Source organism: Pseudomonas syringae group sp. J254-4 (assembly GCF_032586855.1).
Classification (GTDB): Bacteria; Pseudomonadota; Gammaproteobacteria; order Pseudomonadales; family Pseudomonadaceae; genus Aquipseudomonas; species Aquipseudomonas amygdali.
In genome coordinates this window covers 421,056-444,705 of sequence record NZ_JAWHOO010000001.1, presented here as the reverse complement: position 1 = coordinate 444,705, position 23,650 = coordinate 421,056, and the positions used below count along the sequence as shown (strand labels likewise).

The 23,650-nt window shown below is 59.0% G+C and carries 20 protein-coding genes; 11 read left to right on the top strand and 9 right to left on the bottom strand.

Annotated features, from left to right (window positions below; translation table 11 throughout):
• Positions 1 to 214: 214 nt before the first annotated feature.
• The 4 genes from fabB to RYB09_RS02100 form a co-directional block, all read right to left on the bottom strand.
• Positions 215 to 1,438: a beta-ketoacyl-ACP synthase I gene (gene fabB, locus RYB09_RS02115; RefSeq protein WP_316887297.1), complete on the bottom strand. Its 1,224-nt coding sequence runs from the start codon at positions 1,436 to 1,438 to the stop codon at positions 215 to 217.
• A gap of 10 nt (positions 1,439 to 1,448) precedes the next feature.
• Positions 1,449 to 1,964 carry a 3-hydroxyacyl-[acyl-carrier-protein] dehydratase FabA gene (gene fabA / locus RYB09_RS02110; RefSeq protein ID WP_002552989.1) on the bottom strand — a complete coding sequence of 172 codons (516 nt, stop codon included), beginning with the start codon at positions 1,962 to 1,964 and terminating at the stop codon, positions 1,449 to 1,451.
• A gap of 220 nt (positions 1,965 to 2,184) precedes the next feature.
• Positions 2,185 to 4,122 (bottom strand): ATP-binding protein, encoded by a 1,938-nt coding sequence (locus tag RYB09_RS02105; protein WP_219171249.1) that lies wholly within the window; start codon positions 4,120 to 4,122, stop codon positions 2,185 to 2,187.
• The gene (locus RYB09_RS02100; protein ID WP_316887295.1) at positions 4,119 to 4,247 is read right to left on the bottom strand and encodes a hypothetical protein; all 129 of its coding nucleotides are present in this window, start codon (positions 4,245 to 4,247) and stop codon (positions 4,119 to 4,121) included. Before RYB09_RS02100 ends, RYB09_RS02105 begins: the two co-directional genes overlap by 4 nt.
• Positions 4,248 to 4,407: 160 nt before the next feature.
• On the opposite strand from RYB09_RS02100, the gene RYB09_RS02095 reads away from it, so the two are divergent.
• From RYB09_RS02095 to RYB09_RS02060, 8 genes are all read left to right on the top strand, one after another.
• Positions 4,408 to 5,433, top strand: coding sequence for an NAD(P)H-dependent glycerol-3-phosphate dehydrogenase (locus RYB09_RS02095; RefSeq protein ID WP_122281921.1), 1,026 nt, complete (start codon positions 4,408 to 4,410; stop codon positions 5,431 to 5,433).
• Between the two features lie 25 nt (positions 5,434 to 5,458).
• On the top strand, positions 5,459 to 5,803 hold the full coding sequence (locus RYB09_RS02090) for a DUF4389 domain-containing protein (protein WP_058408852.1): 345 nt from the start codon (positions 5,459 to 5,461) through the stop codon (positions 5,801 to 5,803).
• On the top strand, positions 5,800 to 6,255 hold the full coding sequence (gene sixA / locus RYB09_RS02085) for a phosphohistidine phosphatase SixA (protein ID WP_002552993.1): 456 nt from the start codon (positions 5,800 to 5,802) through the stop codon (positions 6,253 to 6,255). The genes RYB09_RS02090 and sixA overlap by 4 nt, the downstream gene beginning before the upstream one ends.
• Positions 6,256 to 6,315: 60 nt before the next feature.
• A complete protein-coding gene (locus RYB09_RS02080) occupies positions 6,316 to 6,759 on the top strand; it encodes a hotdog fold thioesterase (protein WP_004664705.1) in 444 nt (147 codons plus the stop codon).
• Between the two features lie 119 nt (positions 6,760 to 6,878).
• Positions 6,879 to 7,688, top strand: coding sequence for an alpha/beta hydrolase (locus RYB09_RS02075; protein WP_316887292.1), 810 nt, complete (start codon positions 6,879 to 6,881; stop codon positions 7,686 to 7,688).
• A complete protein-coding gene (locus tag RYB09_RS02070; protein WP_316887291.1) occupies positions 7,685 to 8,539 on the top strand; it encodes an alpha/beta hydrolase in 855 nt (284 codons plus the stop codon). Before RYB09_RS02075 ends, RYB09_RS02070 begins: the two co-directional genes overlap by 4 nt.
• A 139-nt stretch (positions 8,540 to 8,678) precedes the next feature.
• The gene (locus tag RYB09_RS02065) at positions 8,679 to 9,497 is read left to right on the top strand and encodes a DUF4892 domain-containing protein (protein ID WP_316887289.1); all 819 of its coding nucleotides are present in this window, start codon (positions 8,679 to 8,681) and stop codon (positions 9,495 to 9,497) included.
• Positions 9,498 to 9,588: 91 nt separating this feature from the next.
• Positions 9,589 to 10,638 (top strand): AI-2E family transporter, encoded by a 1,050-nt coding sequence (locus RYB09_RS02060; protein WP_058400476.1) that lies wholly within the window; start codon positions 9,589 to 9,591, stop codon positions 10,636 to 10,638.
• Positions 10,639 to 10,683: 45 nt separating this feature from the next.
• Here the strand turns inward: RYB09_RS02060 and xopAW are convergent, their stop codons facing one another.
• From xopAW to RYB09_RS02045, 3 genes are all read right to left on the bottom strand, one after another.
• The gene (gene xopAW, locus RYB09_RS02055; protein WP_316887287.1) at positions 10,684 to 11,442 is read right to left on the bottom strand and encodes a XopAW family type III secretion system calcium-binding effector; all 759 of its coding nucleotides are present in this window, start codon (positions 11,440 to 11,442) and stop codon (positions 10,684 to 10,686) included.
• 115 nt (positions 11,443 to 11,557) lie between these two features.
• Positions 11,558 to 12,583: a sensor histidine kinase gene (locus tag RYB09_RS02050; RefSeq protein ID WP_058400478.1), complete on the bottom strand. Its 1,026-nt coding sequence runs from the start codon at positions 12,581 to 12,583 to the stop codon at positions 11,558 to 11,560.
• Positions 12,580 to 13,329 carry a response regulator gene (locus RYB09_RS02045; protein ID WP_122258728.1) on the bottom strand — a complete coding sequence of 250 codons (750 nt, stop codon included), beginning with the start codon at positions 13,327 to 13,329 and terminating at the stop codon, positions 12,580 to 12,582. Before RYB09_RS02045 ends, RYB09_RS02050 begins: the two co-directional genes overlap by 4 nt.
• Before the next feature lie 363 nt (positions 13,330 to 13,692).
• Here RYB09_RS02045 and RYB09_RS02040 point away from each other — a divergent pair, with 363 nt between their 5' ends.
• From RYB09_RS02040 to RYB09_RS02030, 3 genes are all read left to right on the top strand, one after another.
• Positions 13,693 to 15,747, top strand: a complete 2,055-nt coding sequence (locus tag RYB09_RS02040) for a hypothetical protein (RefSeq protein ID WP_316887284.1) — start codon at positions 13,693 to 13,695, stop codon at positions 15,745 to 15,747.
• Between the two features lie 321 nt (positions 15,748 to 16,068).
• Positions 16,069 to 18,264 (top strand): autotransporter outer membrane beta-barrel domain-containing protein, encoded by a 2,196-nt coding sequence (locus RYB09_RS02035; protein ID WP_316887282.1) that lies wholly within the window; start codon positions 16,069 to 16,071, stop codon positions 18,262 to 18,264.
• A 107-nt stretch (positions 18,265 to 18,371) separates the two neighbouring features.
• Positions 18,372 to 19,910: a hypothetical protein gene (locus RYB09_RS02030; protein WP_122258731.1), complete on the top strand. Its 1,539-nt coding sequence runs from the start codon at positions 18,372 to 18,374 to the stop codon at positions 19,908 to 19,910.
• A 41-nt stretch (positions 19,911 to 19,951) separates the two neighbouring features.
• Here RYB09_RS02030 and RYB09_RS02025 read toward each other — a convergent pair whose 3' ends face one another.
• Both RYB09_RS02025 and RYB09_RS02020 read right to left on the bottom strand, forming a co-directional pair.
• Positions 19,952 to 21,067, bottom strand: coding sequence for a fimbrial protein (locus RYB09_RS02025; protein ID WP_122258732.1), 1,116 nt, complete (start codon positions 21,065 to 21,067; stop codon positions 19,952 to 19,954).
• A 47-nt stretch (positions 21,068 to 21,114) separates the two neighbouring features.
• The gene (locus RYB09_RS02020) at positions 21,115 to 23,631 is read right to left on the bottom strand and encodes a fimbria/pilus outer membrane usher protein (protein ID WP_122258733.1); all 2,517 of its coding nucleotides are present in this window, start codon (positions 23,629 to 23,631) and stop codon (positions 21,115 to 21,117) included.
• Between the last annotated feature and the right edge of the window lie 19 nt (positions 23,632 to 23,650).

The window sequence follows — 23,650 nt, the reverse complement described above, 5'->3', positions numbered from 1 at the left end:
CCCATGCTCCGCGTGGGCATGCCGGTCTGGACGCTCTGCGTCCTCTTGCGACGCAGAGCGTCGTGAACTGCATTCCCGCACTGGAGCGTGAGAAACGATAGGTGTTCTGAAGATCCATCGTTCCTGCAGGTACACCGGAGAACAACAGCCACTTTGGCCTGTTCACAAAAAAGGCGCCTCGAAAGGCGCCTTTTTGTTTGTCGCAAAAGCAGTATTACTTGCCTGCCCAGCGCTTCAACACCAGCGTAGCGTTGGTGCCACCGAAGCCGAAGCTGTTGCTCATGACCAGGTCAAGCTTCGCATCTTCCTGGGTCTTGAGCAGGATAGGCATGTCGGCAACCACCGGGTCCAGCTCGTCGATGTTGGCCGAACCTGCGATGAAGTTGTTTTCCATCATCAGCAGGCAATAGATCGCTTCGTGAACACCGGCGGCACCCAGCGAGTGGCCCGACAGGCTCTTGGTGGAGCTGATCGCCGGAGCTTTGGCGCCGAATACTTCGCGCACACCTTCCATTTCCTTGGCGTCGCCGACCGGAGTCGAGGTGCCGTGGGTGTTGATGTAGTCAATGTCGCCGGAGTTGATATCACCCAGGGCCATCTGCATGCAGCGAATTGCACCTTCACCGCTTGGCGCAACCATGTCGTAGCCGTCGGATGTAGCACCGTAGCCGACGATTTCAGCATAGATTTTCGCGCCGCGTGCCAGAGCGTGTTCCAGCTCTTCGACGACAACCATGCCGCCGCCACCGGCAATGACGAAACCGTCACGCTTGGCGTCGTAGGCACGGGAGGCTTTTTCCGGCGTCTCGTTGTACTGAGTGGACAGCGCGCCCATTGCGTCGAACAGGAACGACTGGCTCCAGTGCTCTTCTTCGCCGCCACCGGCAAAGACGATGTCCTGTTTGCCCAGCTGGATCTGCTCGACAGCGTTGCCGATGCAGTGAGCGCTGGTGGCGCAGGCGGACGAAATGGAGTAGTTCACGCCCTTGATCTTGAACGGCGTGGCCAGGCAGGCCGAAACGGTGCTGCCCATGGTCCGCGTGACACGGTAAGGACCGACGCGCTTGACGCCTTTTTCGCGCAGGGTATCCAGCGCTTCCATCTGGTTCAGGGTCGATGCGCCGCCGCTGCCAGCGATCAGGCCGGTACGCACGTTGGAAACCTGTTCCTCGGTAAGACCCGAATCGGTGATTGCGTCTTTCATCGCCAGGTAGGCATAAGCTGCCGCATGACCGACGAAGCGAAAGATCTTGCGATCGATCAGCTCTTCCAGATTCAGGTCGATGGAGCCGGAAACCTGGCTGCGCAGACCCATTTCGGCATATTCCGGGTTGAAGCGGATGCCAGGGCGGTTAGCACGCAGGTTAGCGGTGACGGTGTCTTTGTCATTGCCCAAGCAGGAAACAATACCCAGACCAGTGATAACGACGCGGCGCATGCGAGTACCCTTAGAAATTTTCAGTGGAAGTAAACACGCCGACCCGAAGGCCTTCGGCGGTATAGATTTCACGACCGTCGACACTCACTGAGCCGTCGGCAATGGCCAGGTTCAGTTTGCCTTTCAGGACGCGCTTGATATGAATGTTGTAGGTGACTTTTTTGGCGGTAGGCAGCACCTGGCCGAAAAACTTCACCTCGCCCGAACCCAGGGCGCGGCCACGGCCGGGGTTACCCTGCCAGCCAAGATAGAAACCAACCAGTTGCCACATGGCGTCAAGGCCCAGGCATCCTGGCATCACCGGATCACCTTCAAAGTGGCAGGCAAAAAACCACAGGTCCGGGTTGATATCCAGTTCGGCGACCAATTCACCCTTGCTGAACTTGCCACCTTCGTCGCTGATGTGTGTGATGCGATCAACCATCAGCATGTTGGGGGCGGGCAGTTGCGCATTACCTGGGCCGAACAGCTCGCCACGACTGCAGCGCAGCAGGTCTTCCCGGGTAAAGGCGTGTTGTTTGGTCATGCGAGCTCCTCAATAATCTCGTGCGGCAGGTTGTGGCGTCACTGGCTAGAACGCTGGTCCTGTCGTACCAATTCGCCAGGACCCTGTCCGGCAGCCTACTCATAGACTGTTGCGTTGTAATGAAAGTCACAGCTCAGGTGAAATCAAGGTACACCTGTTCACTGAATTTTGTCATTCAGCCGATTTTGCTGGCTGATTTGCGTGCCAAGACTGCCGCAATTTAACATTTATCGCCAGTCACAGGTGCGTCAAAGGGCAGCCAACGGTGTAAAACCTGCTGTAAATCAGCGTGTTTGAAAGGTTTCGCCAGGTAATCATCCATACCTGCCTGTAAACACGCGTCCCGATCACCCTGCAGTGCATTGGCAGTCAGGGCAATGATTGGGATTCGTTCCAGGCCGGAAAGTTGCCTGATTCTACGTGTGGCTTCATAGCCGTCCATGACCGGCAGTCGGCAATCCATGAGGATCAGTGCGTGGTTTCCCGCGCTTGCCTTCATCACCGCTTCGGCGCCATCCACCGCCACGTCGACTTCGCAACCCAGATTACGCAACATGGCCTGCACCACGGTGCGGTTCACCGGGTTGTCCTCGACCAGCAATATGCTGCGCTCCTTGCCATGTGCATCGAGTACCGACAGCGGCTTGGCGATATCCACCGAAACATCGCGTGAAACGGGCAGGGGAATCTGCAGCGTGAACACAGAACCCGAACCCTCCTGGCTCTCGGCACGCAACGTGCCGCCCATGCGTTCGGCAAGGGTACGGGCAATCGGCAGTCCCAACCCTGTGCCGCCATAGCGCCTGGAAATCGAGCTGTCGGCCTGCTTGAACGCATCGAACATCGACTCCAGTCGCTCAGCGTCGATACCAATGCCGCTGTCATGCACGGCACAGGTAAAGTGCAGCTGGTCGTTGTCGAGCATCGCCCATTGGGCGACAACGCTGACCTTGCCTTGCTCGGTAAATTTAAGTGCGTTGCCGATCAGATTCACCAGGATCTGCCTGATCCGGGTCGGGTCGCCTGTGACGGTCACTGTTTCCAGCCCAGGCTGAATGTGCAGTTCCAGTAGCAGCTTGCGTTGCAGTGCGCTGTGGTTGAACGCATGGGTCGAGGCACTGACCAGTTCGGCCAGATTGAACGCTATGCCTTCCATTTGCAGGGCATCGCGTTCAATGCGGGAAAAATCGAGAATGTCGTTGATGACCCGTAGCAGATGCTCGGTTGACTCGGTCGCCAGCGTCGCATACTCGCTTTGCTCAGCGGTCATGCGCGTGGTTTCCATCAGTTGCAGCATGCCCAGCACGCCGTTCATGGGGGTGCGCAACTCGTGACTCATCATTGCCAGGAAATCTGACTTGGCACGGTTAGCCTGCTCGGCTTCCTCACGTGTCTGGATCAACTGCGCCACCGAGCGCTGCTGTTCAAGGCTGGTGCGGTGCAGGTTCTCTGCCAGATTGTTGATGTGCCGCGCCAGTGCGCCTAACTCGGCATCGTCGCTGACCGGCAGGGGCACATGGTAGTCGCCCTGCTGAATGGCCTTGAGGGCTTCGCCCATTTCCTTGACAGGTCTGGACAGGCTCAAGGCCAGGCCGCGGGCCAGCAAAAAAGCGAACAGCAACGCGCCCAGCGCCAGAACACCGGCCTTGAGCAATATTTCCTGTTGCCGTCGACTGAAGGCTTCATTGGACATCCCGACCAATACTCGTCCCAGATAGCTCTGCGACGTATTTTCAGGTGCCTGGCGATTGCCTTTGGGCGACGTGGCGGGGTGACTATTAGCCTTTGCGCGCTGTGGGTAGACAGAGGCCTGGAATATTTCCATCTGCCGTGCCAACTGCTCGTTTTCGCGGGGCTGATCTATATAGATCATGGCCGTATTGGAGCTGTCCTGAATCTCTACATAGCGAACGCTGGGCATGGACAGGGTGGCGCGCATCAACGCCTTCAACCCGTCGATATCGCCTGTCGCCACACCCGGTTCGACGGCCATAGCCAATTGATTGGCGATGAGCTGCCCGGTGTGATTGAGCTCCTGACGCAAGTCCTGAATACGCACGAAGGTGAAAAAACTGATCAGCAGAGCCGTCAGCAACAGGGCAGGGCCCAGGCTGATGATCTGAGTGCGGGTATTGATATCCCAGTGCCGAAATTTCATCGGCTGCGTGCCTTGCGCGCAATGCTTTGCGCTAGTGACTCGATTGATGCGTCCATGCCTGTTCGCCCGTTGGTCGCGACCCGGTCCGGCTGTGCAGCGCAGTGCCGGGTGTCGCGATAATTCATGCTGTGCACGCATGTTAACCGAGATAGCGCGCGTTTCCAGCGAACTTGTTGTCGCATGCCGCCCTGCATGCTCGACAGATCAGCTTTGTTGCTGGCCGATACCGCGGCGCTCCGTATAATGCTGGCATCGCCACTTGAATGGCTCTGGATGGATAGTTTTATGACCACACAGCAACCAGTCGCGGTTCTTGGTGGTGGCAGCTTCGGTACTGCCATTGCAAATCTGCTGGCCGAGAACGGCTATCAGGTTCTCCAGTGGATGCGTGATCCGGAGCAGGCGCAGGCGATTCGCGTCAACCGGGAGAACCCCCGTTATCTCAAGGGCATCAAGGTCCGGCCTGAAGTCGAGCCGGTTACCGACATCACCGCCGCGCTTGAAGCCTGCGAGCTGATTTTCGTCGCTCTGCCTTCAAGCGCCCTGCGCTCGGTACTCTCGCCCCATGTCGAGCGCCTGAACGGCAAGATGCTGGTCAGTCTGACCAAGGGTATTGAAGCGCAGAGCTTCAAATTGATGAGCCAGATCCTCGAAGAGATCGTTCCCCAGGCGCGTATCGGCGTATTGTCCGGGCCCAACCTGGCCCGGGAGATCGCCGAGCATGCGTTGACCGCCACCGTGGTTGCCAGCGAAGACGAGGCGCTGTGTCAGCAGGTCCAGGCCGCGCTGCACGGTCGTACGTTTCGGGTCTACGCCAGCAACGACCGGTTTGGTGTAGAACTGGGCGGGGCATTGAAGAACGTCTACGCAATTATCGCCGGCATGGCCGTAGCGCTGGAGATGGGCGAAAACACCAAGAGCATGCTGATCACCCGGGCGCTGGCGGAAATGACCCGTTTTGCGGTCAGTCAGGGTGCCAACCCGATGACCTTTCTCGGTCTGGCCGGGGTGGGCGATCTGATCGTCACTTGCTCCTCTCCCAAAAGTCGCAATTATCAGGTCGGTTTTGCGCTGGGCCAGGGGCTGACGCTGGAGGAGGCGGTTACTCGTCTGGGCGAAGTAGCCGAGGGCGTGAACACGCTCAAGGTGCTCAAGGTCAAAGCGCAGGAGGTGCAGGTCTATATGCCGTTGGTCGCCGGGCTGCACGCGATTCTTTTTGAAGGCCGTACGCTCAGTCAGGTCATTGAGGCGTTGATGCGTGCCGAGCCCAAGACGGATGTCGATTTCATTTCAATTACCGGCTTTAATTGACCTCATTCTGATCAGGGAGAATGTCTTGAACGAGTCGAAAATCCAGCATAACGAATCGATCCTGCTGCGCATTCTGTGGATGCTGCTGTTTCTGGGTGTATGGCACGTTGCGCAGATCATTCTGGCGGGCGTAGTGCTGGTGCAATTGGTTTATCGCCTTATTTATGGCGCGCCGAATGGCGGCCTGATGAGTTTCGGCGACAGTATCAGCCAGTACCTGGCCCAGATTGGTCGTTTCGGGACGTTTCACAGCGACCACAAGCCCTGGCCCTTCGCCGACTGGCCAGCGCCGCGCGCTGCTGAAGGCGAGGCGGCTCATCATGTTCCGCCAGCGCCGCATCCGGTGCGTGACGAAGAGCCAAAACTGTGAAGGTCTGGGTATTGCGTCATGGCGAAGCGCAGTCGCGGGCGCGCAGTGATGCCGAACGCGAGCTGACCGCACACGGGCGTGAGGAGGTGCTCAAAAGTGCAGTACACCTGACTGACAAGGCGGTGCGACGGATCATCGCCAGCCCCTATGTTCGTGCACAGCAGACTGCCGAGTTGGTACGCCAGTCGCTGGGGTTCAATGATCCGGTGGTGACGGTGCCCTGGCTGACGCCGGACAGCAGCCCGCGTGAGGTGTTGCTCCAGCTGGACAAGCTGGGCGTCGACGAAGTGCTGCTGGTCAGTCATCAGCCCTTGGTGGGCGAATTGATCGGCGTGCTGGCTCACGGCAGTCCGCAGCAGGCCGAGCCTATGAGTACCGCCAGTCTGGCCGAGCTGGAAGGCGAGTTCGTGCTGGCTGGCGCAATGCAGCTCAACAGCGTTCGACACGTTTGAAACGGTCTGTTCGAGTAATGAACCACCGCGAACGCGGTCCACTTTGAAAAAGGATTTAACATGAGTGTATGGCGTCAGGCTCCTGATATCGAAGCCCTTATGGCGGCTCAGAAAAACACTATTGGCGAGGTGCTGGATATCCGCTTCGAATCGTTCACGGACGATTCCCTGACGGCCAGCATGGTCGTCGATCAGCGTACCCATCAGCCTTTCGGGCTGCTGCATGGCGGTGCATCCGTGGTGCTGGCCGAATCTCTGGGATCGATGGCCAGTTACCTGATTGTCGACCCGAGCAAGTATTTCTGCGTCGGGCTCGAGGTCAACGCCAACCATCTGCGCGGTGTGCGTACCGGACGGGTAACCGGTGTTGTGCGTCCCGTGCACATCGGCCGTACCACCCATGTATGGGACATCCGCATCAGTACTGAAGAGGGCAAGCTGAGCTGCATATCGCGTCTTACCGTGGCGGTTGTGCCGCATGGCCAGGAGCCGCCTGCCCGCTGAGTTCATGCGCCTGATTTGTGGATGGCCGGAGTGCCATCTGCGATGGCAGTTCCAGTCATTGCTGTTGCTTGAAGCGGCTGCGCACAATTGCGGCTCGTACGGCCTCTGGAAGTATCGGTATGTCGCAGCCCGTGTTCTTCGCTCACGCCAACGGTTTTCCATCGGCTACCTATGGAAAGCTGTTCTGCGCGCTGGCACCGGAATATGCCGTCACGCACCTTGATCAGCATGCTCACGACCCGCGCTTTCCGGTGGATGACAACTGGCTGAACCTGGTCGATGAGCTGATCCATCATCTGCGTGAGCAGCCCGGCCCGGTATGGGGTGTGGGGCACTCGCTGGGCGGGGTTCTGCACCTGCATGCCGCGCTGCGCTGTCCGCAGCTTTACCGTGGCGTGGTGATGCTGGATTCGCCGGTGCTGGGCCTGGCTGATCAGTTGTTCATCCGCGCAGCCAAACGGCTGGGTTTCATTGACCGCATCACGCCAGCGGGCCGCACACTGGGCCGTCGCGAGGCATTTGCCGATCTGGACGCAGCCCGCACCTATTTTGCCAGCAAGACCCTGTTTCGCCATTTCGATCCCGATTGCCTGACCGCTTACCTTGAACACGGCCTGCAGCAGGATGGCGAGCAGTTGCGTCTGCGCTTTGACCCGGCGACGGAAATCAGTATTTACCGCAGCATTCCTCACACCAGCCCGGTACCATCGCGGCAGCTCAAGGTACCGCTGGCCATGGTGCGTGGCCAACACAGCCGGGTGATCATGCCTCATCATGGTTACCTTGCCCGACGCATGCGCGAAGGCGAATACCTGTCCATGCCCGGAGGGCACATGTTTCCACTTGAACGACCGGACGAAACGGCGTTGCTGCTCAAGACGCTGTTTGCACGCTGGAATGCCCGCAGTGCCTCCAGGGCCAGTGCATGACGCTTGCGGTGGAGGAAGTGCGCCTGAGCCTGGGGCATATCGAGCTGGCGGCTCATCTGTACGGCCCCGAGGACGGTCAGCCGGTTATCGCGCTGCACGGCTGGCTCGACAACGCCAACAGTTTCGCCCGGCTCGCACCACGTCTTGAGGGGTTACGGGTGGTGGCGCTGGACCTGGCGGGGCACGGTCATTCTGATCACCGACCAGCAGGCTCGTCCTATGCACTGGCTGATTATGCATTCGACGTGCTGCGCGTCGCCGAGCAACTTGGCTGGCAGCGCTTTGCCCTGCTGGGGCACTCGCTGGGCGCGATCATTTCTGTGGTGCTGGCAAGCTCGCTACCCGAGCGGGTCACGCGCCTGGCGCTGATCGACGGTCTGCTGCCATTGACGGGCAAGGCCGAATCCGCCGCCGAGCGAATGGGTGCCGCCATGCAGGCGCAACTCGAACTGGCGAACAAGAAAAAACCGGTTTATCAGGATCAGGATCGAGCCATTCAGGCGCGGATGAAAGGCGTGGTGGCGGTCAGTCGCGAGGCGGCCGAGCTGCTGGCTCAGCGAGGTTTGATGCCGGTGCCGGGTGGTTACACCTGGCGCAGCGACAGCCGCCTGACCTTGCCCTCCGCAATACGCTTCACGGATCAACAGGCCATGGCGTTCGTTCATGGCATTCGTTGCCCGACGCAATTGGTGATTGCCTCCGATGGCATGCTGGCGCAAAGGCAGGAGCTGCTGTCAGCGCTACCCTTTGACGTCGAACGGCTGGCCGGCGGGCATCATTTGCACCTGAACGATGAGCAGGGAGCACGTTCTGTTGCACACTGTATCAATCGCTTTTTCGCTGCTTCTTGACTTGAGACCGGCAACTGCCGACGCTGAGCGGGTTGAAACAGGAGTCAACCGTGATGGATCAATCCGCAGCCTCTCGCGACCGCCTTGTCGGCGATCTTTTTTATTCTCGCCCCCTGCTTGCCTGCCGATGAGAGCACTCATGCGTTTATCAAGTGTTCCCGTTGCGGCGTTGTGCATGTCGCTGTTCAGCGCTGTCCTTTTCGCTGCCGATGCGCCGGGCAGTCGTGATCTGGAGATTTTGCCCCGTCTGACCGATACCGAAATCGTAGACTATCGTCCTGCCGCCGAGCTTGAGCGTGTCTATCCGATGGGCTCGATCCGCAAGATCAGCGGTCAGTTGCGTTTCGACGGCCAGATCAGTGCACGTGGCACTCTGACGTCGGTTACCTATCAACTGCCTGCCGAACATGCATCCGACGACGCCTTTACCGCCGCTCGTGAAGCCTTGCAGCAGCAGGGTGCAGAATTGCTGTTCTGGTGCCAGGCGCGTGACTGCGGAGAAAGCAGTCTGTGGGCCAACGAGGTGTTCGGCAATGCCAAGCTGTATGGCGCGGACGACCGGCAGGCCTACCTGCTGTTGCGTCTGGCCGAGCCCCGGAGCGAAACCCTGGTCGCGCTATACAGCATCACCCGCGGCAACCGTAGGGCATACTTGCATGTCGAGCAGTTTGAATCCGCCGCGCCGCTGGGCGAACTGCTGCCAACCTCGGCCACGTTGCTGCGCCAACTGAAAAGCACGGGCAAGCTGGAGCTGCCCAGGCTGAGCGGCGAGCCACAGGAAGCCTGGGTCACGCTGATTTCCCGCGGTCTGAATCTGGACAGCACGCTGCGCGCAACCGTCTCCGGCCCCAGTGCAAGTGCATGGCGCGACGCTCTGGTCGCCAAGGGCGTGCGCGCTGCGCGTCTGGAAGCGGGCGCTGCCGATAGCAAGGGGCTGGTGATCGAGGTCATCCGCTAACCCTGATGCGCAAGGTTATGGAGAACAATAGCTGACCTCAGCCTTGTTCAGCCTTATGCTCGTGACCTCCGAGTCTATAAGTGGATGCCGCATGTTCAACAATGATCGTTTACTGGTGCAGATTCTGCTGCTGGCGCTATTCGGTGCCTGCCTCTGGGTGATGGCACCTTTCTGGTCGGCACTGATCTGGGGCGCGGTACTGGCGTTTGCCAGCTGGCCGCTGATGCGCCTGCTGACACGCTGGTTCAACGGTCGCGAATCGCTGGCCGCTTTGGTCATGAGCCTGTGCTGGATGTTGCTGGTGGCGGCTCCGCTGGTCTGGCTGGGGTTCAATCTTGCTGATCATGTGCGTGATGCCACGGCGCTGATCAAGGATATCCAGGTGGACGGGCTGCCCGATCCGCCGCAATGGTTGGCAGGGGTTCCATTGGTGGGCGAGCGACTGGTGGGGTTCTGGACCACCATCGATCAGCAGGGCGCGGCGCTGATGAATACCGTCAAGCCTTATCTGGGGGAGGTCGGCAACTGGCTGCTGGCGCGCAGTGCACAGATAGGTGGCGGCATCCTTGAGCTGACCCTGAGCATCGTCTTCGCGTTCTTTTTCTACCGCGATGGCCCGCGTCTGGCGGCCTTCGTGCTCAGCCTGCTTGAGCGTCTGATCGGTGATCGTGCCCAGTACTATCTGGACCTGGTGGCCGGTACGGTACAACGAGTGGTCAACGGGGTGATAGGCACGGCGGCGGCACAGGCATTGCTGGCGCTGATCGGCTTTCTGATCGCGGGCATTCCCGGCGCGCTGGTACTGGGTATTCTTACTTTCCTGTTCAGTCTGATCCCGATGGGCCCGCCGCTGGTCTGGCTGCCTGCCACTGCTTGGCTGGTCTGGCAGGGCGAGTACGGCATGGCGATATTTCTGGGCATCTGGGGCATGTTCGTCATCAGTGGCGTGGACAACGTGCTCAAGCCATACCTGATCAGCAGGGGCGGCAATCTGCCGCTGGTGATTGTCTTGTTGGGTGTGTTCGGCGGATTGCTGGCGTTCGGCTTCATCGGCCTGTTCATCGGCCCGACCCTGCTGGCGGTAGCCTATAGCCTGCTGACCGACTGGGTCGGCAGCGAGCGTGCCCGCAGCAGCCGCTGACGGCGAAAGTTTCCGCCGCACCAGGACGGGCGGCGGAGCCTCGCTTTACGCAGCGGTGTTCAGGTACTTACCGACTGGCTTACTGCTCTGGGTGTCATATTTTTCGCTGAGTGCGGCGATCATCTTGTTCAAGGCCTGAGTGGCAATCTGGTTGGTGTTGCCCTGATCAATGGTGTTGTCACTCTGTTTCAACGCGGCCGACAACTCGGAGGTGCTGATACTGTCGTTGCTATCGCTGTCGAGGGTACTGAACAGGCTGGCGCCGTCAGTGCTGCCGGAGGTGCTCATTTGCGCAGGCGGCATACCGGCAGGAGGCTGTTGCGGTTGCATACCGGCGACCAGCTCTTCAAGGCTGACTGTGCCGTCTTCGTCAGTGTCCAGTGCATCGAACACCTGGTTGCTGTTCGCTGTGCTGCCCGCATTGCTCAGGCCGGTGGTCAGCTCGTCGCTGCTGATCGCGCCATCGCCATCGCTGTCCAGCGAGCCGAGCAGGTCTTCTGCCTGCTCATCGACCGACTGCATGGGCGGCGGCGGTGGCGGCGTCATGGCGCCCAGTTCATCGGCATCCAGGCTGTCGTCGTCATTGCTGTCCAGATCGCTGAACGCCTTGCTCAGGCTGACAGTAATGCCGTCCTTGCTGTTCGACGACAAGGCCGAGCTCAGCTCATCCTTGCCGATGCTGCCGTCGCCATCGGTGTCCAGTTTTGCCAGCAACTCTTCCTGAAACTTCTTGCTGTTGGTGCTGGCGGTGGCACTGGTCGAGCTGGTGTAGCTGGAAAAGCTGCTGCTGATCCCGTTGATCATGAGTCTCACTCCCCTGAGATAAATGTGTCCGGTAGCGGTGTACCGGCTTTTGCAGCCTCGGGGCGTCAGTTGTCCTGGAGATTTAAGCTTTGTACGCGGTGTGATACAGAATGTGTCAGAGGCGCGGCAGATTCAGTATCGCGGTCAGGCCGCCACCCGGTGTTTGCGCAAGCGTCAGCTCGCCGCCGATTCTTCGCGCAGCTTCACGGGCGATGCTCATGCCCATGCCGATACCGCCGGAGTTGCGGTTGCGCGAACCTTCCAGGCGATAGAACGGCTCAAACACCGCTTCGTGAAATTCAGGGGCAATGCCCGGTCCGTGATCAACGACCGATACGCGTACACGTTCGGCGCTGTCCTCGATCACGATATGGACGCTACCGGCATAGCGAAGCGCGTTGTCGACCAGGTTCTGCAGGCACGAGCGCAGTGCCATCGGTTGTGTTCTGAGCGGCTTGCACTGGCCTTGGTACTGCACATCATCGCCATTGTCCTGCGCATTCTCGGCCTGGGATTCGATCAGCGCCTGCAGGTCGAACTGCTGCAACGCTTCGCTGCGCCGATGTTCATTGAGGTAGGCAAGCGTGGCGTCGAGCATGCTGATCATGTCGTTGAGGTCCTGTGTCATCTGGCCATGCAGCCTTGGCTCTTCGATCTGTTCAACACGCAGCTTGAGCCGCGAAAGGGGCGTGCGCAGGTCATGGGATACCGCAGCCAGCATGCGCCCGCGCTGCTGCATCTGTTCGCGGATCTTGCGCTGCATGAGGTTGAAGGTCTGCGCGGCCTGGCGTGCTTCCTGCGGGCCGCTTATTTCAAGGGGCGGGCTGTCCAGGTCTTCACTGAGGCGCTCGGCGGCCTCGCTCAGGCGCTGTACCGGGCGGCTCAGTGCCTTGGCGCCATACCATGCGGCAACAATGAGGGTGACGAACTGAAAGAACAGCAGCACCAGCGGGCCACCCGGTGGCGGTCGATGACGTCGCCCTTGATCATCCTGCGAATGCTGCGCGTCGGGGCGGTCATCAGGTGGAGGGCGCATGCCGTATTGGGTGAACCAGATGAAAGCCAGTAAATGCGCCAGCAGAATAGCCAGCAGTGCGCCCCCGAAAAGGCGCGCAAACAGCGTGTCGAACCGGCGGATCAACCCAGCTCCCTGGCATCGAACAAATAGCCTTCACCGCGCACAGTCTTGATCAACTGCGGGTTCTTTGGATCGTCGCCGAGCTTCTGACGCAAACGCGAGACCAGCAAATCGATGCTGCGGTCGAACGCTTCGATCGATCGGCCTCGGGCGGCGTCCAGCAACTGTTCACGGCTCAGCACCCGGTGCGGCCGTTCGAGAAATACGCGCAGCAGACGGAACTCGGCGTTGGACAGCGGCACCACCAGACCGTCGGCGGCTGTCAATTGACGCAGCACGCTGTTCAGCCGCCAGGCGTCAAAGCGAATGGTGGTGCGCTGATCGCTGCGTTCGTCGCGTACCCGGCGCAGTATGGTCTGAATACGCGCGACCAGCTCGCGCGGCTCGAACGGCTTGGCCATGTAATCGTCGGCACCCAGTTCCAGACCAATGATCCGGTCAGTCGGTTCGCAGCGTGCGGTCAGCATCAGAATCGGGATGTCCGAGGTGCTGCGCAGCCAGCGGCACAGCGACAGGCCGTCTTCACCGGGCAGCATCAGGTCGAGCACCACCACGTCGAAGGTTTCATCGGTCAATGCCTGACGCATCTGCGTGCCGTCGGTGACGCCACGAGCGTTGATATTGAAGCGCGTCAGGTAATCGCAGAGCAGTTCGCGAATGGCCACATCGTCATCGACAATCAGCGCGCGAACGCTCCAGCGTTGTTCGGTCGATGTGGCATCCAGGGGGTTATCGTGAAGTGCTTGCATAGTGCGTCTGTCGCCTGCGTGTGCCGCCGTTGTCTGGCCGCTGTTGAAGATCAACGCTGCTCCTCATGCTACTTCGCCGGGAGTTGCGGCGGAAGGGTGACGTGATCGAATGTCGGGGGCATTTCAGAAATGTATCCAGCCTGATACAAAAGCTGTCGAACGTGCTTTCCGGCTCAGCCCTGCTACTGCTAGTTCTGACAGTATCCCGTCTCCGGTAACTGCCGTTTAATCAGCTGGAGCATAGGCCCGGATGGCCTGTGGTCTGAAGAAAAGCGCTCACTGAGAGAGCTTTTCACCCATAAATCCGCCGCAGGGCTCCTGTGAAGGGAGGGGGCGGCAATCGGTAGCAAAGGAGTGCTCATTATGGTCGGTTCGAAAACAATACTGACACCTGAACAAAGCAAGACGGCGCGCATCGCGTACCGGCTGGCGCGCAGTCAGCGCGGTATGGACCTCAAGGCAGAGCTCGCAGTGGCGCAAGTGGCCAACATCGTGGACCCGACGGACGGGACGTTGAACAAGGACGTTTTGCTCGGTGCATCGCTTGACGTTACTCTCGCCCAGTGGGCGCAGTTGGTCACTGGCGATAACGAATCCGATACCTTTTTCATCGATTGGGCAGTGGGTGAAGTACCGGCTGACGACGGATTCGTGGAAGTGTTCACAGATAAGGTCACTGCGCCAGTGGCCGTTGGCACCTTTCCAAAGACGATCAACATTCCGCTGACCGCCCTTTCGCCTGGATTCCCCAAACCGGCAGACGGTGTTTATAGTCTTCGCTATCGGATCAGGCAGCCGAACGACCAGGAGACTATCAGCCCGCTGCTCAAGCTGATCGTCGATACCACGCCGCCCGGCGGGCAGTCAGAGCCTGGTTCGATGGTTCTGGCAACTGCCCAGTTGACACAGGAATTCCTCGACAACAACCCGGGCGGTCTGGTCGGTACACTGCCTGACTATGGCGACTGGCAGGCCGGCGACAAAGTAGCCTTTTATTGGGTTAACGGAGTTTTACCCGTGGATCCGGTTGGGCTTCCGAGCCCGATCGGATTTGTCAGCGTAGACAACGCGACGAATAACACGGTGACATTTCCCGTCTCGGCAATCGAAGGGTCAACGGACGAGGCCTATTACGTCGCCTATTTCCTCTTTGACAAGGCCACTAACCGCAGCCGTCTGTCTGCTTATACGCGTATTGACGTAGCATTGGGTTTGCTGCCCGACAATCTGAAGGACCCGGTGGTGCCACTGGCGTTGCCTATGGATAATCTGATCAACCTGCCTGACGCACGAATGGGCGTCGAGGTGCTGATCGAGTCGTTCGATAACTGGAAGCCTACCGATCGTATCGAGGTCACTTGGGGTACAGCAGTACTGTGGCCTGAGTACATGGGAGAGGTCCCGCAATTTCCGTTTTCGGTCAGGGTTCCTGACACGGTGTTGCGTGATCAGTACGATCAAGCGACTGGCGGTGATCAGCCGACTACAGTGAGTTATCGAGTCCTGCGTGGCGTTGTTCCGTCCGCAGTGAAAAGCATCAGTGTCAATGTCAATTTCTCCACTATCGGGCCTTATCCCGTTCCTGATCCTGATCCTGACTGGCCTGATCCGGTCAACGATCAGTTGTTACCGGTCGAGGTCTACGGCGAAGTTTCCAACGCGCTGAATGTCCTGACGCCGCAGGACGATAAGAAGGATGCCAGTGTCAGATTCAAACTTTATGACCCGCTTCTAGCGGGCGAAGTTGTAGATTTCTACTGGGGCGCGAGCCATGTGCCTGAGGTGCAATACACCGTGGCAGACACTGATGCGGCCGGAGACGAGCGCGAGGTCAAAATACCCTGGAGTTATATCGAATTTGAAGGTAATCGCCCTGATTTGCCGGTTCATTACAGCATTCGTGCCGCCGACTCAGAGAATACGCAACAATCGCCGGATACGCGGGTCGACGTGAGTGCTGTGGTCATCACTCCCGATGCCCCGGTCTTTGAAGGTACCAGTTCAGGCGGCTGGCTGAATTGCACCTCGCTCTATAAGGATCCTGCCAATCCATCCTCAGGAGAGCCCGGTGTGCGGGTGGCCGTTCCTGATCTTTCGAACTATCTGGCGACAGGCGATACCGTCACTCTGTACTGGAACGCTTTTCCGCCGGATCCAAATGACGATACGCCTATTTCAGGTGCCGAAAAGACCGAAGATATTGTGTTGGGGGACGATTATCCAGTCACGGGCTTTACTTGGCTGGTCACGCCATACGCGACACACCTTCTGCCCACTTATGACCCTGCTGGTCATGGCATAGATGCGCGCGGGAAGATCAAGTATTCGTTCACTCTGAAGGGCTCCACCATTACCTCACTGGAAACCACTGCCAAGGTGGGTATGTACTGGGCAAATGGAGCGTGTCCTATCGTGTAGGGAGCTTTAAAGACGGATCACAGGCAGAAGGTGCCTGCGATCCTCTGCGCGCCGTGTTTTCAGTTATTGCGCCGGTCCAGGTTGCTCCCAAACAGTTTAATGAAGCTGTGCGTATGGGGGCATTTTGCCTACGCTTACCGGTACCTCCCCGTAAATTAACGACTGGCAGAGCCTCAATACCAGAACCTCCCTACATTTACATAGGAAACGTCCTACAGAGCATTCAGTTTGATCCCCGTAACCTTCCGGCCTCTTTCTCGTGGCCGAGTTCGGGCAAGGACCACGGGGTTCAACGCCGTTTCATTCAGGTAATACACCATAATGAATGCTCCATTCGCGCTGCTTCCGCTCTCACGAACACTAAAGATCATGGCGTTTCTCTCCCCCTTCCTGTCCAGCAGTCCTGTCTTTGCGCAAACCTCTGTCAATGGCCCCGCGACCATTGATGCCACGACCCCGCTGGACAGCTATCGGGTGGGCAGCAATGGGGTGCTGACCGCCAATGGCGCGACCACCCTGCAAATATCTACAGTCACCGGCGCGCAGCTGACACTCAATGGCAGTCAGGTCAGCGCGGCTACCGGCACAGCAGTCTCGTTGACCGGGGCAAATGCCTTGATTACCGGAAGCCAGCTGACGGGTGGCGCGGATGGTATGGGGATGGGCAATAACACTGCGCAAATGGTTGGCTCCACGGCAACGGTTATCGGCAGCACGATCACGGCAACCAATCGTGGCGTGAATGCCGGCTCGCTCGCCAATCTGACACTGGAGCACAGCGCAGTAACGGCCACGGGCACCAACGGCAGGGGCGTGGAGATGTTTGACTCCACTGTGAAGGCGTCCGACAGTACCATCACCGGGCAGCAATATGGCATCCGTATGCGTGCCGACCCCGGCGTGCCCTCAAGCAATCTATTGACCCTGGAAGGGACCCGGGTTGAAGGTGTCACGGATTCGGCACTGATTGTCGGAACGCCCACCGGGGCGCCTGCCACTGCCACTATTTTCGTCAAAAATGGCTCCACGCTGACCGGCGGCAACGGCAAGATACTGGAGCTGATCAACGGTTCTACAGCCAATATGACCGTCGACAACAGTCAATTGCTGGGCGACATATCCGCTGACGCAGGCAGTAATGCCGGTCTGGTATTACAAAACAATGCAACCCTGACCGGACGTCTGCAGAACGTCGCCAGTTTTTCGCTCGCCAGCGGGGGGCAGTGGACGATGGTCGAAAACAGCCAGGTGGGTAACGTGTCCATGAATGGCGGGTCGGTCAGGTTTGGTGACGCGGCCTCGTTTTACACCTTGTCACTTGCAAGCCTGTCAGGGAGCGGCACGTTCATGATGGACGTGGATTTCGGCGGCGCGGCCACAGACTTTCTGGATATCACCGGCAATGCAACCGGCAGCCATTCCTTGCTTATCGGCAGCACCGGTACCGATCCTCTCAGTGACACCTCTCTGCACGTAGTACATGCCGCAGCCGGCGATGCCAGTTTTTCCCTGGCAGGCGGCGCCGTGGATCTGGGGGCATGGTCCTATGACCTGATCAAGCATGGCGCAAACGACTGGTATCTGGACACCGCCACCCGAACCATCAGCCCGGGCGCACAGACTGTCATGGCGTTGTTCAATACCGCACCGACTGTCTGGTATGGAGAGTTGAGCACGTTACGTTCGCGCATGGGTGAGTTGCGCATGGACCAGGCCCGTTCCGGTGGCTGGATGCGTACCTACGGCAACAAATTCAATGTCACCGACGCCTCGGGCTTCGGATATCAGCAGGTTCAGAGCGGTGTTGCTCTTGGCGCAGATGGCAAGCTGCCTGTGGGGCCGGGGCAATGGCTGGCGGGTGTCATGATCGGGCAAAGCTCGTCCGACCTTAGTCTGGATCACGGTGCCAGTGGCAAGGTCGACAGCTACTCGCTGGGCGCTTACAGCACCTGGCTGGACAGCGAGAGCGGCTACTACGTCGATGGCGTGATCAAACTCAATCAGTTCAAAAACAAGGCCAGAGTCAATCTCAGCGATGGTTCCCGCACGCGCGGCAACTACGACAATCTGGGGGTTGGCGCGTCACTGGAGCTGGGTCGGCACATCAAACTGAACAACGGTTATTTTCTTGAACCCTACACCCAACTGACGGGCCTGGTCGTTCAGGGCAAGGACTATGCCCTGGATAACGGTATGCATACTGAAGGTGACCGCAGCCGGTCGCTGCTCGGCAAGGTCGGTACGACGGCGGGGCGCAGTTTCGATCTGGGCCAGGGACGTACGCTGCAACCTTACGTGCGGGTTGCCGTGGCCCAGGAATTCGTCAACAGGAACGAGGTCAAGGTCAACGACAACGTCTTCAATAACGACCTCTCTGGTTCCCGTGGCGAATTGGGTGCGGGCGTTTCGGTGTCGCTGTCTGACAACCTGCAGTTGCATGCTGATTTCGATTACAGCAATGGCGATGCCATCGAGCAGCCGTGGGGCGCCAGTGCAGGCTTGCGTTACAGCTGGTAGCGACAGCGAAGCGGGAGGCTGATGCTTGATCGATGGCGCTGATGCGCCAACGGTCCTATCACTTGTGCCAGTATCCGCAGAAAAAAACTGGGTGTTAACTGACGGGCATGGCGGTCGGCAAACGGGTCGGCCACCTCTTTCTCGTGCTGGAGGCCCGGCTAATGTCTGTCATTTCAACGTGGATCGAACGGATCAGAATCCTTTTTCGGCCGGCTTCATGGCGCAAGAGCGTGCTGCTTGCGCCGCCCTTGATCGCCGAACTCCTCCCTGACGTACCCGGCGGTGAGCCCAATCTGCTTCCCAGCAGTGCCTGGCTCGCGCCGTTGCGGGTCGATTTTCCCATGTGGCAAAACTCCGAGCCCACCCCAAGCAACCCTGAGCATCTGCGCGTGTACTGGAATGACGTGCTGCTGGACGAGAAGGTCTGGACCGAACCTGTACAGCCTGTCGATCTGTTCATCATGATCGAGCAGCAACGCCTTGGCGAAGGCCGGCATCAACTCCGTTATAGCGTCGAGACCGCGAACCAGGTGCAGACTGAATCCGAAACACTGGCCTTTGTCATTGATAAAACGGCACCGGTATTCGCAGACGAAGGGGCGCTGATTTTTCCGGAAGAAATCATCAGGGATGGTCTTACCTCGGCCTGGCTGGACTCTCATGGCGACACCGTGCTGGCCGAAGTGCCCGCGTATTTTTTGCCGAACCCCGGGGATCTCGTTATCTGGTACTGGAGCAGTACGCCGACGGGATCGGAGCGCACCGGAACCCTGACGCTTGAAGAGTCCGATATCGGAAGCGCGATTAATATTGCCTTCGACAGGCAACTGGTTCTCGAGAGCGGCGATGGCATTCGTTACGTGTCCTACAGGCTGAAGGATCGCTCGGGGAATAGCGGGCCCCGGGCGCTGGCTGTTTCGCTGCTGGTGTGCGCTCAGCCAGTACAGCGTGTGCTGCCACCCCCGCTGGTTCAGAAGGCCTCAGGCTCGGCATACGCCAGTACCCTCGATCCGGTAGATGCTTATGGGGGCGCAGTGGTATCGATACCCGAGAATGCCGTGATTGCTCCCGGTGACACCGTCCGCGTCCAATGGGCCGAGCCCGGCAGTGTGGGTTCCTTTCTTACGGAGGTAGCAGACTCGAGACTGTTCAACATTCCTTCCACACAGATTGCCCAGCATTTCGGCAAGGCGATCCCGGTGTACTACGAGGTGTTCGAAAATAGCGCCGAACCACCTTATCGTTCGGACCAGCATACTCTGACTCTGCGTATTCCGGGGATGACAGGCTTTCCAGTCGTGCAGTGTGACAAGGTCTCCGGGACGATTCTGAGCCTGCAAGACATTGCCGAGGGAGGCTACGCAAGGTTCACGCTCGACAGTTGGTCATTCATGGGCACTGACCAGTTCGTCACCATTGATGTGCGTGGTGTCAGCGGTGCTGATAATGAGTTGTTGATCGTGAACGTTCTGGATGAATACCCGGTGCCGCGGGTGGACGATAGAATCGACGCCGGTGTTATCAGCAAAACGGATTTGAAGGCATTTAATCTCGGCACTCAGCTGGATGTCCGGGTGCGTGTGAGTTTCGACCAGACGCTCTCCTGGCAGTCTTTCCCTTCGCTCAGACCAACGTTGTACCCCTGAGGAGGTCATGGACCGCCAGGTTGGCAGTCCACGGCGCATTGCTACTTGTAGGTCATCGTGAAGCTGAGGGCCCCTTTGGCCTTGCCCGGCCGGATCGCGCTGCTGGCCTGTGTCTGATAGAAACGGGCGTAAAAGTTCAGCACAACGTTACCGGGTGTGATTACCATCATTGGCACTTCGGTCTGCAGCTCCATGGGCGTGACTCCATCACCTTTGAGAATCTGAATCCCCATGCCCTTGGCGTCCGAGTCGCTGGTCAGGGTGAAAACCCCGCTGCCGACAGGGCCCTCGGGAACCGAGCCTTCGACACCATCGAGCTGGATATGCGCCGTTGCCACGAAGCCTGCGTCCATGTAGGTCTCGCAGTTACTCAACGCAATACTGAAGGGCACTGCCGGTGTGGTGAAGCCGGGACCGGTGAAGTCCGCGCTGTCCCACTCACCCAACTGCACCGGGTCGGCACTGACCGGATCTGCACCAACGCTGCACTGTGCCTGAAGTATCGTGCCGGTTAGCCCGTACTTCATGATCCTGCCAAGCGTTGTCACGCTTCCGGAGAACAGTTCACTGCCATTGAGCACATTGGGTCCGGAGGGGATCGGTCCGGTCTTGACCAGCGTTACATAGTTGTTCAAATGAACGAAAGGCAGGCTCGTGAGCATTTTCTGGTGGTCGTTGAGGCCGATGAACGGAACGGAGGCGCTTCCTCCTACAGGCGTGAAGCAATTGCTGCAGTTCCTGTCATACGGATACCCCAGTCTTATCCGCACTCCGACGCCCGGAATATTGGTTTGCAGTATCTTGCCTGTGAGGTCTTCCCCGTTTATCGGCTCCAGCGTGCCAGGAAATATCGGAACCGTAGCCGTTGCATTGAATTCCAGAAGAGCCGTGCCGTCATTTCTGCAGGCCGCCTCCAGACCTGCCTTGTCTGGCGTGGTGTGAAGCATATCGATGCTGCCGATAAAGGTGCCCACTGCGGCGTCTTTCGGGACGTAGAGCGTGCCGATGTCGCGCCGGTAATCTTTTATTCCCGGTGGGGAAATCCAATAGCAATCGTTGCTCGGTATGTCATCCGGTAGGTCGGAATAAGCCGCAGCACTATAGCTGGTCCCCAACAGGATCAGACTGGGGAGCAGGGCGTTCAATGCAGAGTTCATGGGGGGATTCCTGAAATAACAATGTCGCGGATGGCTCAGACCTGATGTCACTGGGCACACGTCATGTCTTGCATTCGGTAGCCCTTGGCCAGAGGCATGCCGGCGGGGTCTATGTGCAGATGACACTGAGGGTCGCTTTTCTCACCCCAGCGGACATCGAGGGTTTGTGCCTGCATGCCGGTGGACAGCAAAATCTGCCCGCCCTGACCTGCGATGCCCAGAATGTTGCCCTGCGCATCGCTCACCTGGGCACCGAATGGCAACGGTTTGCCACCGTCAGTGGTTGCATTGATGATCAGGCGTGTCACCGTGCGCGCAGCGAAAGTAGTCTTGATCACGGCACCCCTGGCAGGTACTACTTGAGTACTGGCGTTATCGATTTCCACCTCGGGCCCCAGTCGGTCGGTTTGCAAGGTGATCGGGTTATGGCGGTAGGGACGCAGATAGGGCATCAATGCGTAGCCGCGACTATTGGTCCTGACACCGGTAGCGTTCTGTATGCCAACGCCGGGTGTATCGGGTACTTCGATCAGGGCGATGGTGTCGCCCAGATTCGGGCCGAACTCGATGCCATCCGCATGCAGCAACAAGGCACCACTGGCGTTGACTGATGCACTTCGATAATCATTGCCTTGGGTCACACCGGCGCCGAGGCTGGCGAAGGGCGCCTGATAGCCGGCCGCGAGGCCTGCACTTTGCTGCTTGCCGTCATCGTTGCTCAGACTGGCGTGATAGTTGACGCGGTTTTCATAGAGGCTGCCGCTCAGGCTGCCTCGTTGACTGTGGCGATTGGCGCTGCTTTGCAGGTCGAATGTGGCATTGCTCGAATGGCCGGTGTCGAGGGGCATCGAGATGCTCAGGCCGAACTGCCGGTCGTTGCCGCGGCTACTACTGGCTGCGCTCAGTGACTGTGAGGCGTAGAAGTTATAGGTGATCCCGGCACGATGGGTGTTGAAATTGAATTGAAATTGTCGCTGTTCGATATCGCTGCCCCAGTAATCCTGTTGCGACAGCGTCAGACCAACGCTGCTGCGTAAGCCGATTCTCTGATGAACCGAAGCTTCCAGGCGGCTCCGGCGGCTGCCTGTGAACGTAGCGTCGTTGCTGCGCTGACTGACGGCTTCGTCGAAATCCCGATAGCCTTCGGTGGAGTAGCGATAACCTGCGAAGCGCAGATTGGTCTGGGTAGTGAACGCCTTGCCATACTTGATGGCGTAACTCATGCCTTGCACGCTGGACTGACCGGGTTGGTCGATGCTGGCGCGTGACCGGGTCACATCGAACGCCATCGCCCCCAGCGTGCCCATGTCCCGTGACACGCCCAGTGCAGCGGCGTGGTAGAAGTCGCTGGTTATAAGTCCGCCATAAAGTGTCGAGTTCCAGCCTGTTCCAACGGCCAGCGTGCCTTGCCACAGCCACGGATGCTCGGTGGCGTAGGCACCGTTGAAGCGGCCCAGGGCGGCGCTGTATTTCCAGACGCCTTCGCGCAACAGGTTACTCATGGTCGAGTAAGGTTGGGTAAAGCGCCGGACCTGACCATCGGCCTCGGTCAGCACGATCTCCAGTTCGCCGCTGCCCGCCGTGTTCAGGTCATCTATTTCATAGGGGCCGGCACTGACATATGTGGAGTAGATCGGGTATCCGTTGCGCAGCACTTCCAGTTTGGCCCTGCTTTGCGCAACGCCACGAATCACCGGTGCGTAACCCTGCAGGGAATCGGGGAGCATCTCCTGATCGGTTTTGATCAACCCGCCCTTGATCGGCACGCTCCGGAAGACATCGCCGCCGGTGTAGGTTTCACCCAGGGTCAGGTTAGCGTGCGTGCCAGGCAGGTCGCGCTGTGCATAAGCATAGGCTCTGGTCCACTCGCGATGTCCCCGCGCATCCTGACGCACGCTTTGATTGCTGCGCAATCGCCATGATCCCAGGTTGATACCGGTGTTGAGGTACAGGTCTGCGTTGCTGCTGGTGCCTGTCTCCCTGTGGGTCGTCTGTTGCACCGAGGTCTGGTAATTGATGAAGGCGGCGTTGATGCCGTAATCCCAAAGCGCCGGGTCCACTCGCCCGTTGGCATCGCGGCGCATGGCGATCTGCGGTATAGAGATCGACAGTTGCAGTCTGCCGCCGTCCAGTACGACCCTGGCGTCCGGAATCAGTTGCCCCAGCGCGACACAGGCGACTTGCAACAAGGCCGGGTCGGCCAGACTGCCGAGACGTACGCCGATCTGCTCCAGCAACTCCGGTGACAGGCAGGGCAGCAGGCCGTTGCCTTGTGGGTCGGCATCGAAACGGATCTGACGTTGGCCGAAATAGCGCATATTGACGTGGATTTCTACCCAATGCTCGCCTGGCCCGAGGCTCTCGACAGCTGACAACTGGTTCAGCACGCTGGCCGCGGCCGCACTGTCATAGTCCTGGCCCTGACGCAGGAAGCCAGGCTGGAAATTGACGGCGGTTGCCGCTCTGGTCGGCTCCAGCACAACGGTAACGCTGCCGCACACAATCAGCACCTGCATAAAGCGCAGGCGCACTGGTATGAGCCCGGAATCGGGTAATAGGGTCATGTTCAATGTCCTGGGATGA

Coding starts and splice junctions, on each gene's coding strand:
- RYB09_RS02070 (WP_316887291.1), top strand. CDS start 7,685: ATGACGCTTGCGGTGGAGGAAGTGCGCCTGAGCCTGGGGCATATCGAG.
- RYB09_RS02075 (WP_316887292.1), top strand. CDS start 6,879: ATGTCGCAGCCCGTGTTCTTCGCTCACGCCAACGGTTTTCCATCGGCT.
- RYB09_RS02105 (WP_219171249.1), bottom strand. CDS start 4,122: ATGAAATTTCGGCACTGGGATATCAATACCCGCACTCAGATCATCAGC.
- RYB09_RS02030 (WP_122258731.1), top strand. CDS start 18,372: ATGGCGGTCGGCAAACGGGTCGGCCACCTCTTTCTCGTGCTGGAGGCC.
- fabA (WP_002552989.1), bottom strand. CDS start 1,964: ATGACCAAACAACACGCCTTTACCCGGGAAGACCTGCTGCGCTGCAGT.
- RYB09_RS02060 (WP_058400476.1), top strand. CDS start 9,589: ATGTTCAACAATGATCGTTTACTGGTGCAGATTCTGCTGCTGGCGCTA.
- fabB (WP_316887297.1), bottom strand. CDS start 1,438: ATGCGCCGCGTCGTTATCACTGGTCTGGGTATTGTTTCCTGCTTGGGC.
- RYB09_RS02040 (WP_316887284.1), top strand. CDS start 13,693: ATGGTCGGTTCGAAAACAATACTGACACCTGAACAAAGCAAGACGGCG.
- RYB09_RS02065 (WP_316887289.1), top strand. CDS start 8,679: ATGCGTTTATCAAGTGTTCCCGTTGCGGCGTTGTGCATGTCGCTGTTC.
- RYB09_RS02045 (WP_122258728.1), bottom strand. CDS start 13,329: ATGCAAGCACTTCACGATAACCCCCTGGATGCCACATCGACCGAACAA.
- RYB09_RS02100 (WP_316887295.1), bottom strand. CDS start 4,247: ATGAATTATCGCGACACCCGGCACTGCGCTGCACAGCCGGACCGGGTC.
- RYB09_RS02080 (WP_004664705.1), top strand. CDS start 6,316: ATGAGTGTATGGCGTCAGGCTCCTGATATCGAAGCCCTTATGGCGGCT.
- xopAW (WP_316887287.1), bottom strand. CDS start 11,442: ATGATCAACGGGATCAGCAGCAGCTTTTCCAGCTACACCAGCTCGACC.
- RYB09_RS02035 (WP_316887282.1), top strand. CDS start 16,069: ATGAATGCTCCATTCGCGCTGCTTCCGCTCTCACGAACACTAAAGATC.
- RYB09_RS02025 (WP_122258732.1), bottom strand. CDS start 21,067: ATGAACTCTGCATTGAACGCCCTGCTCCCCAGTCTGATCCTGTTGGGG.
- RYB09_RS02020 (WP_122258733.1), bottom strand. CDS start 23,631: ATGACCCTATTACCCGATTCCGGGCTCATACCAGTGCGCCTGCGCTTT.
- RYB09_RS02095 (WP_122281921.1), top strand. CDS start 4,408: ATGACCACACAGCAACCAGTCGCGGTTCTTGGTGGTGGCAGCTTCGGT.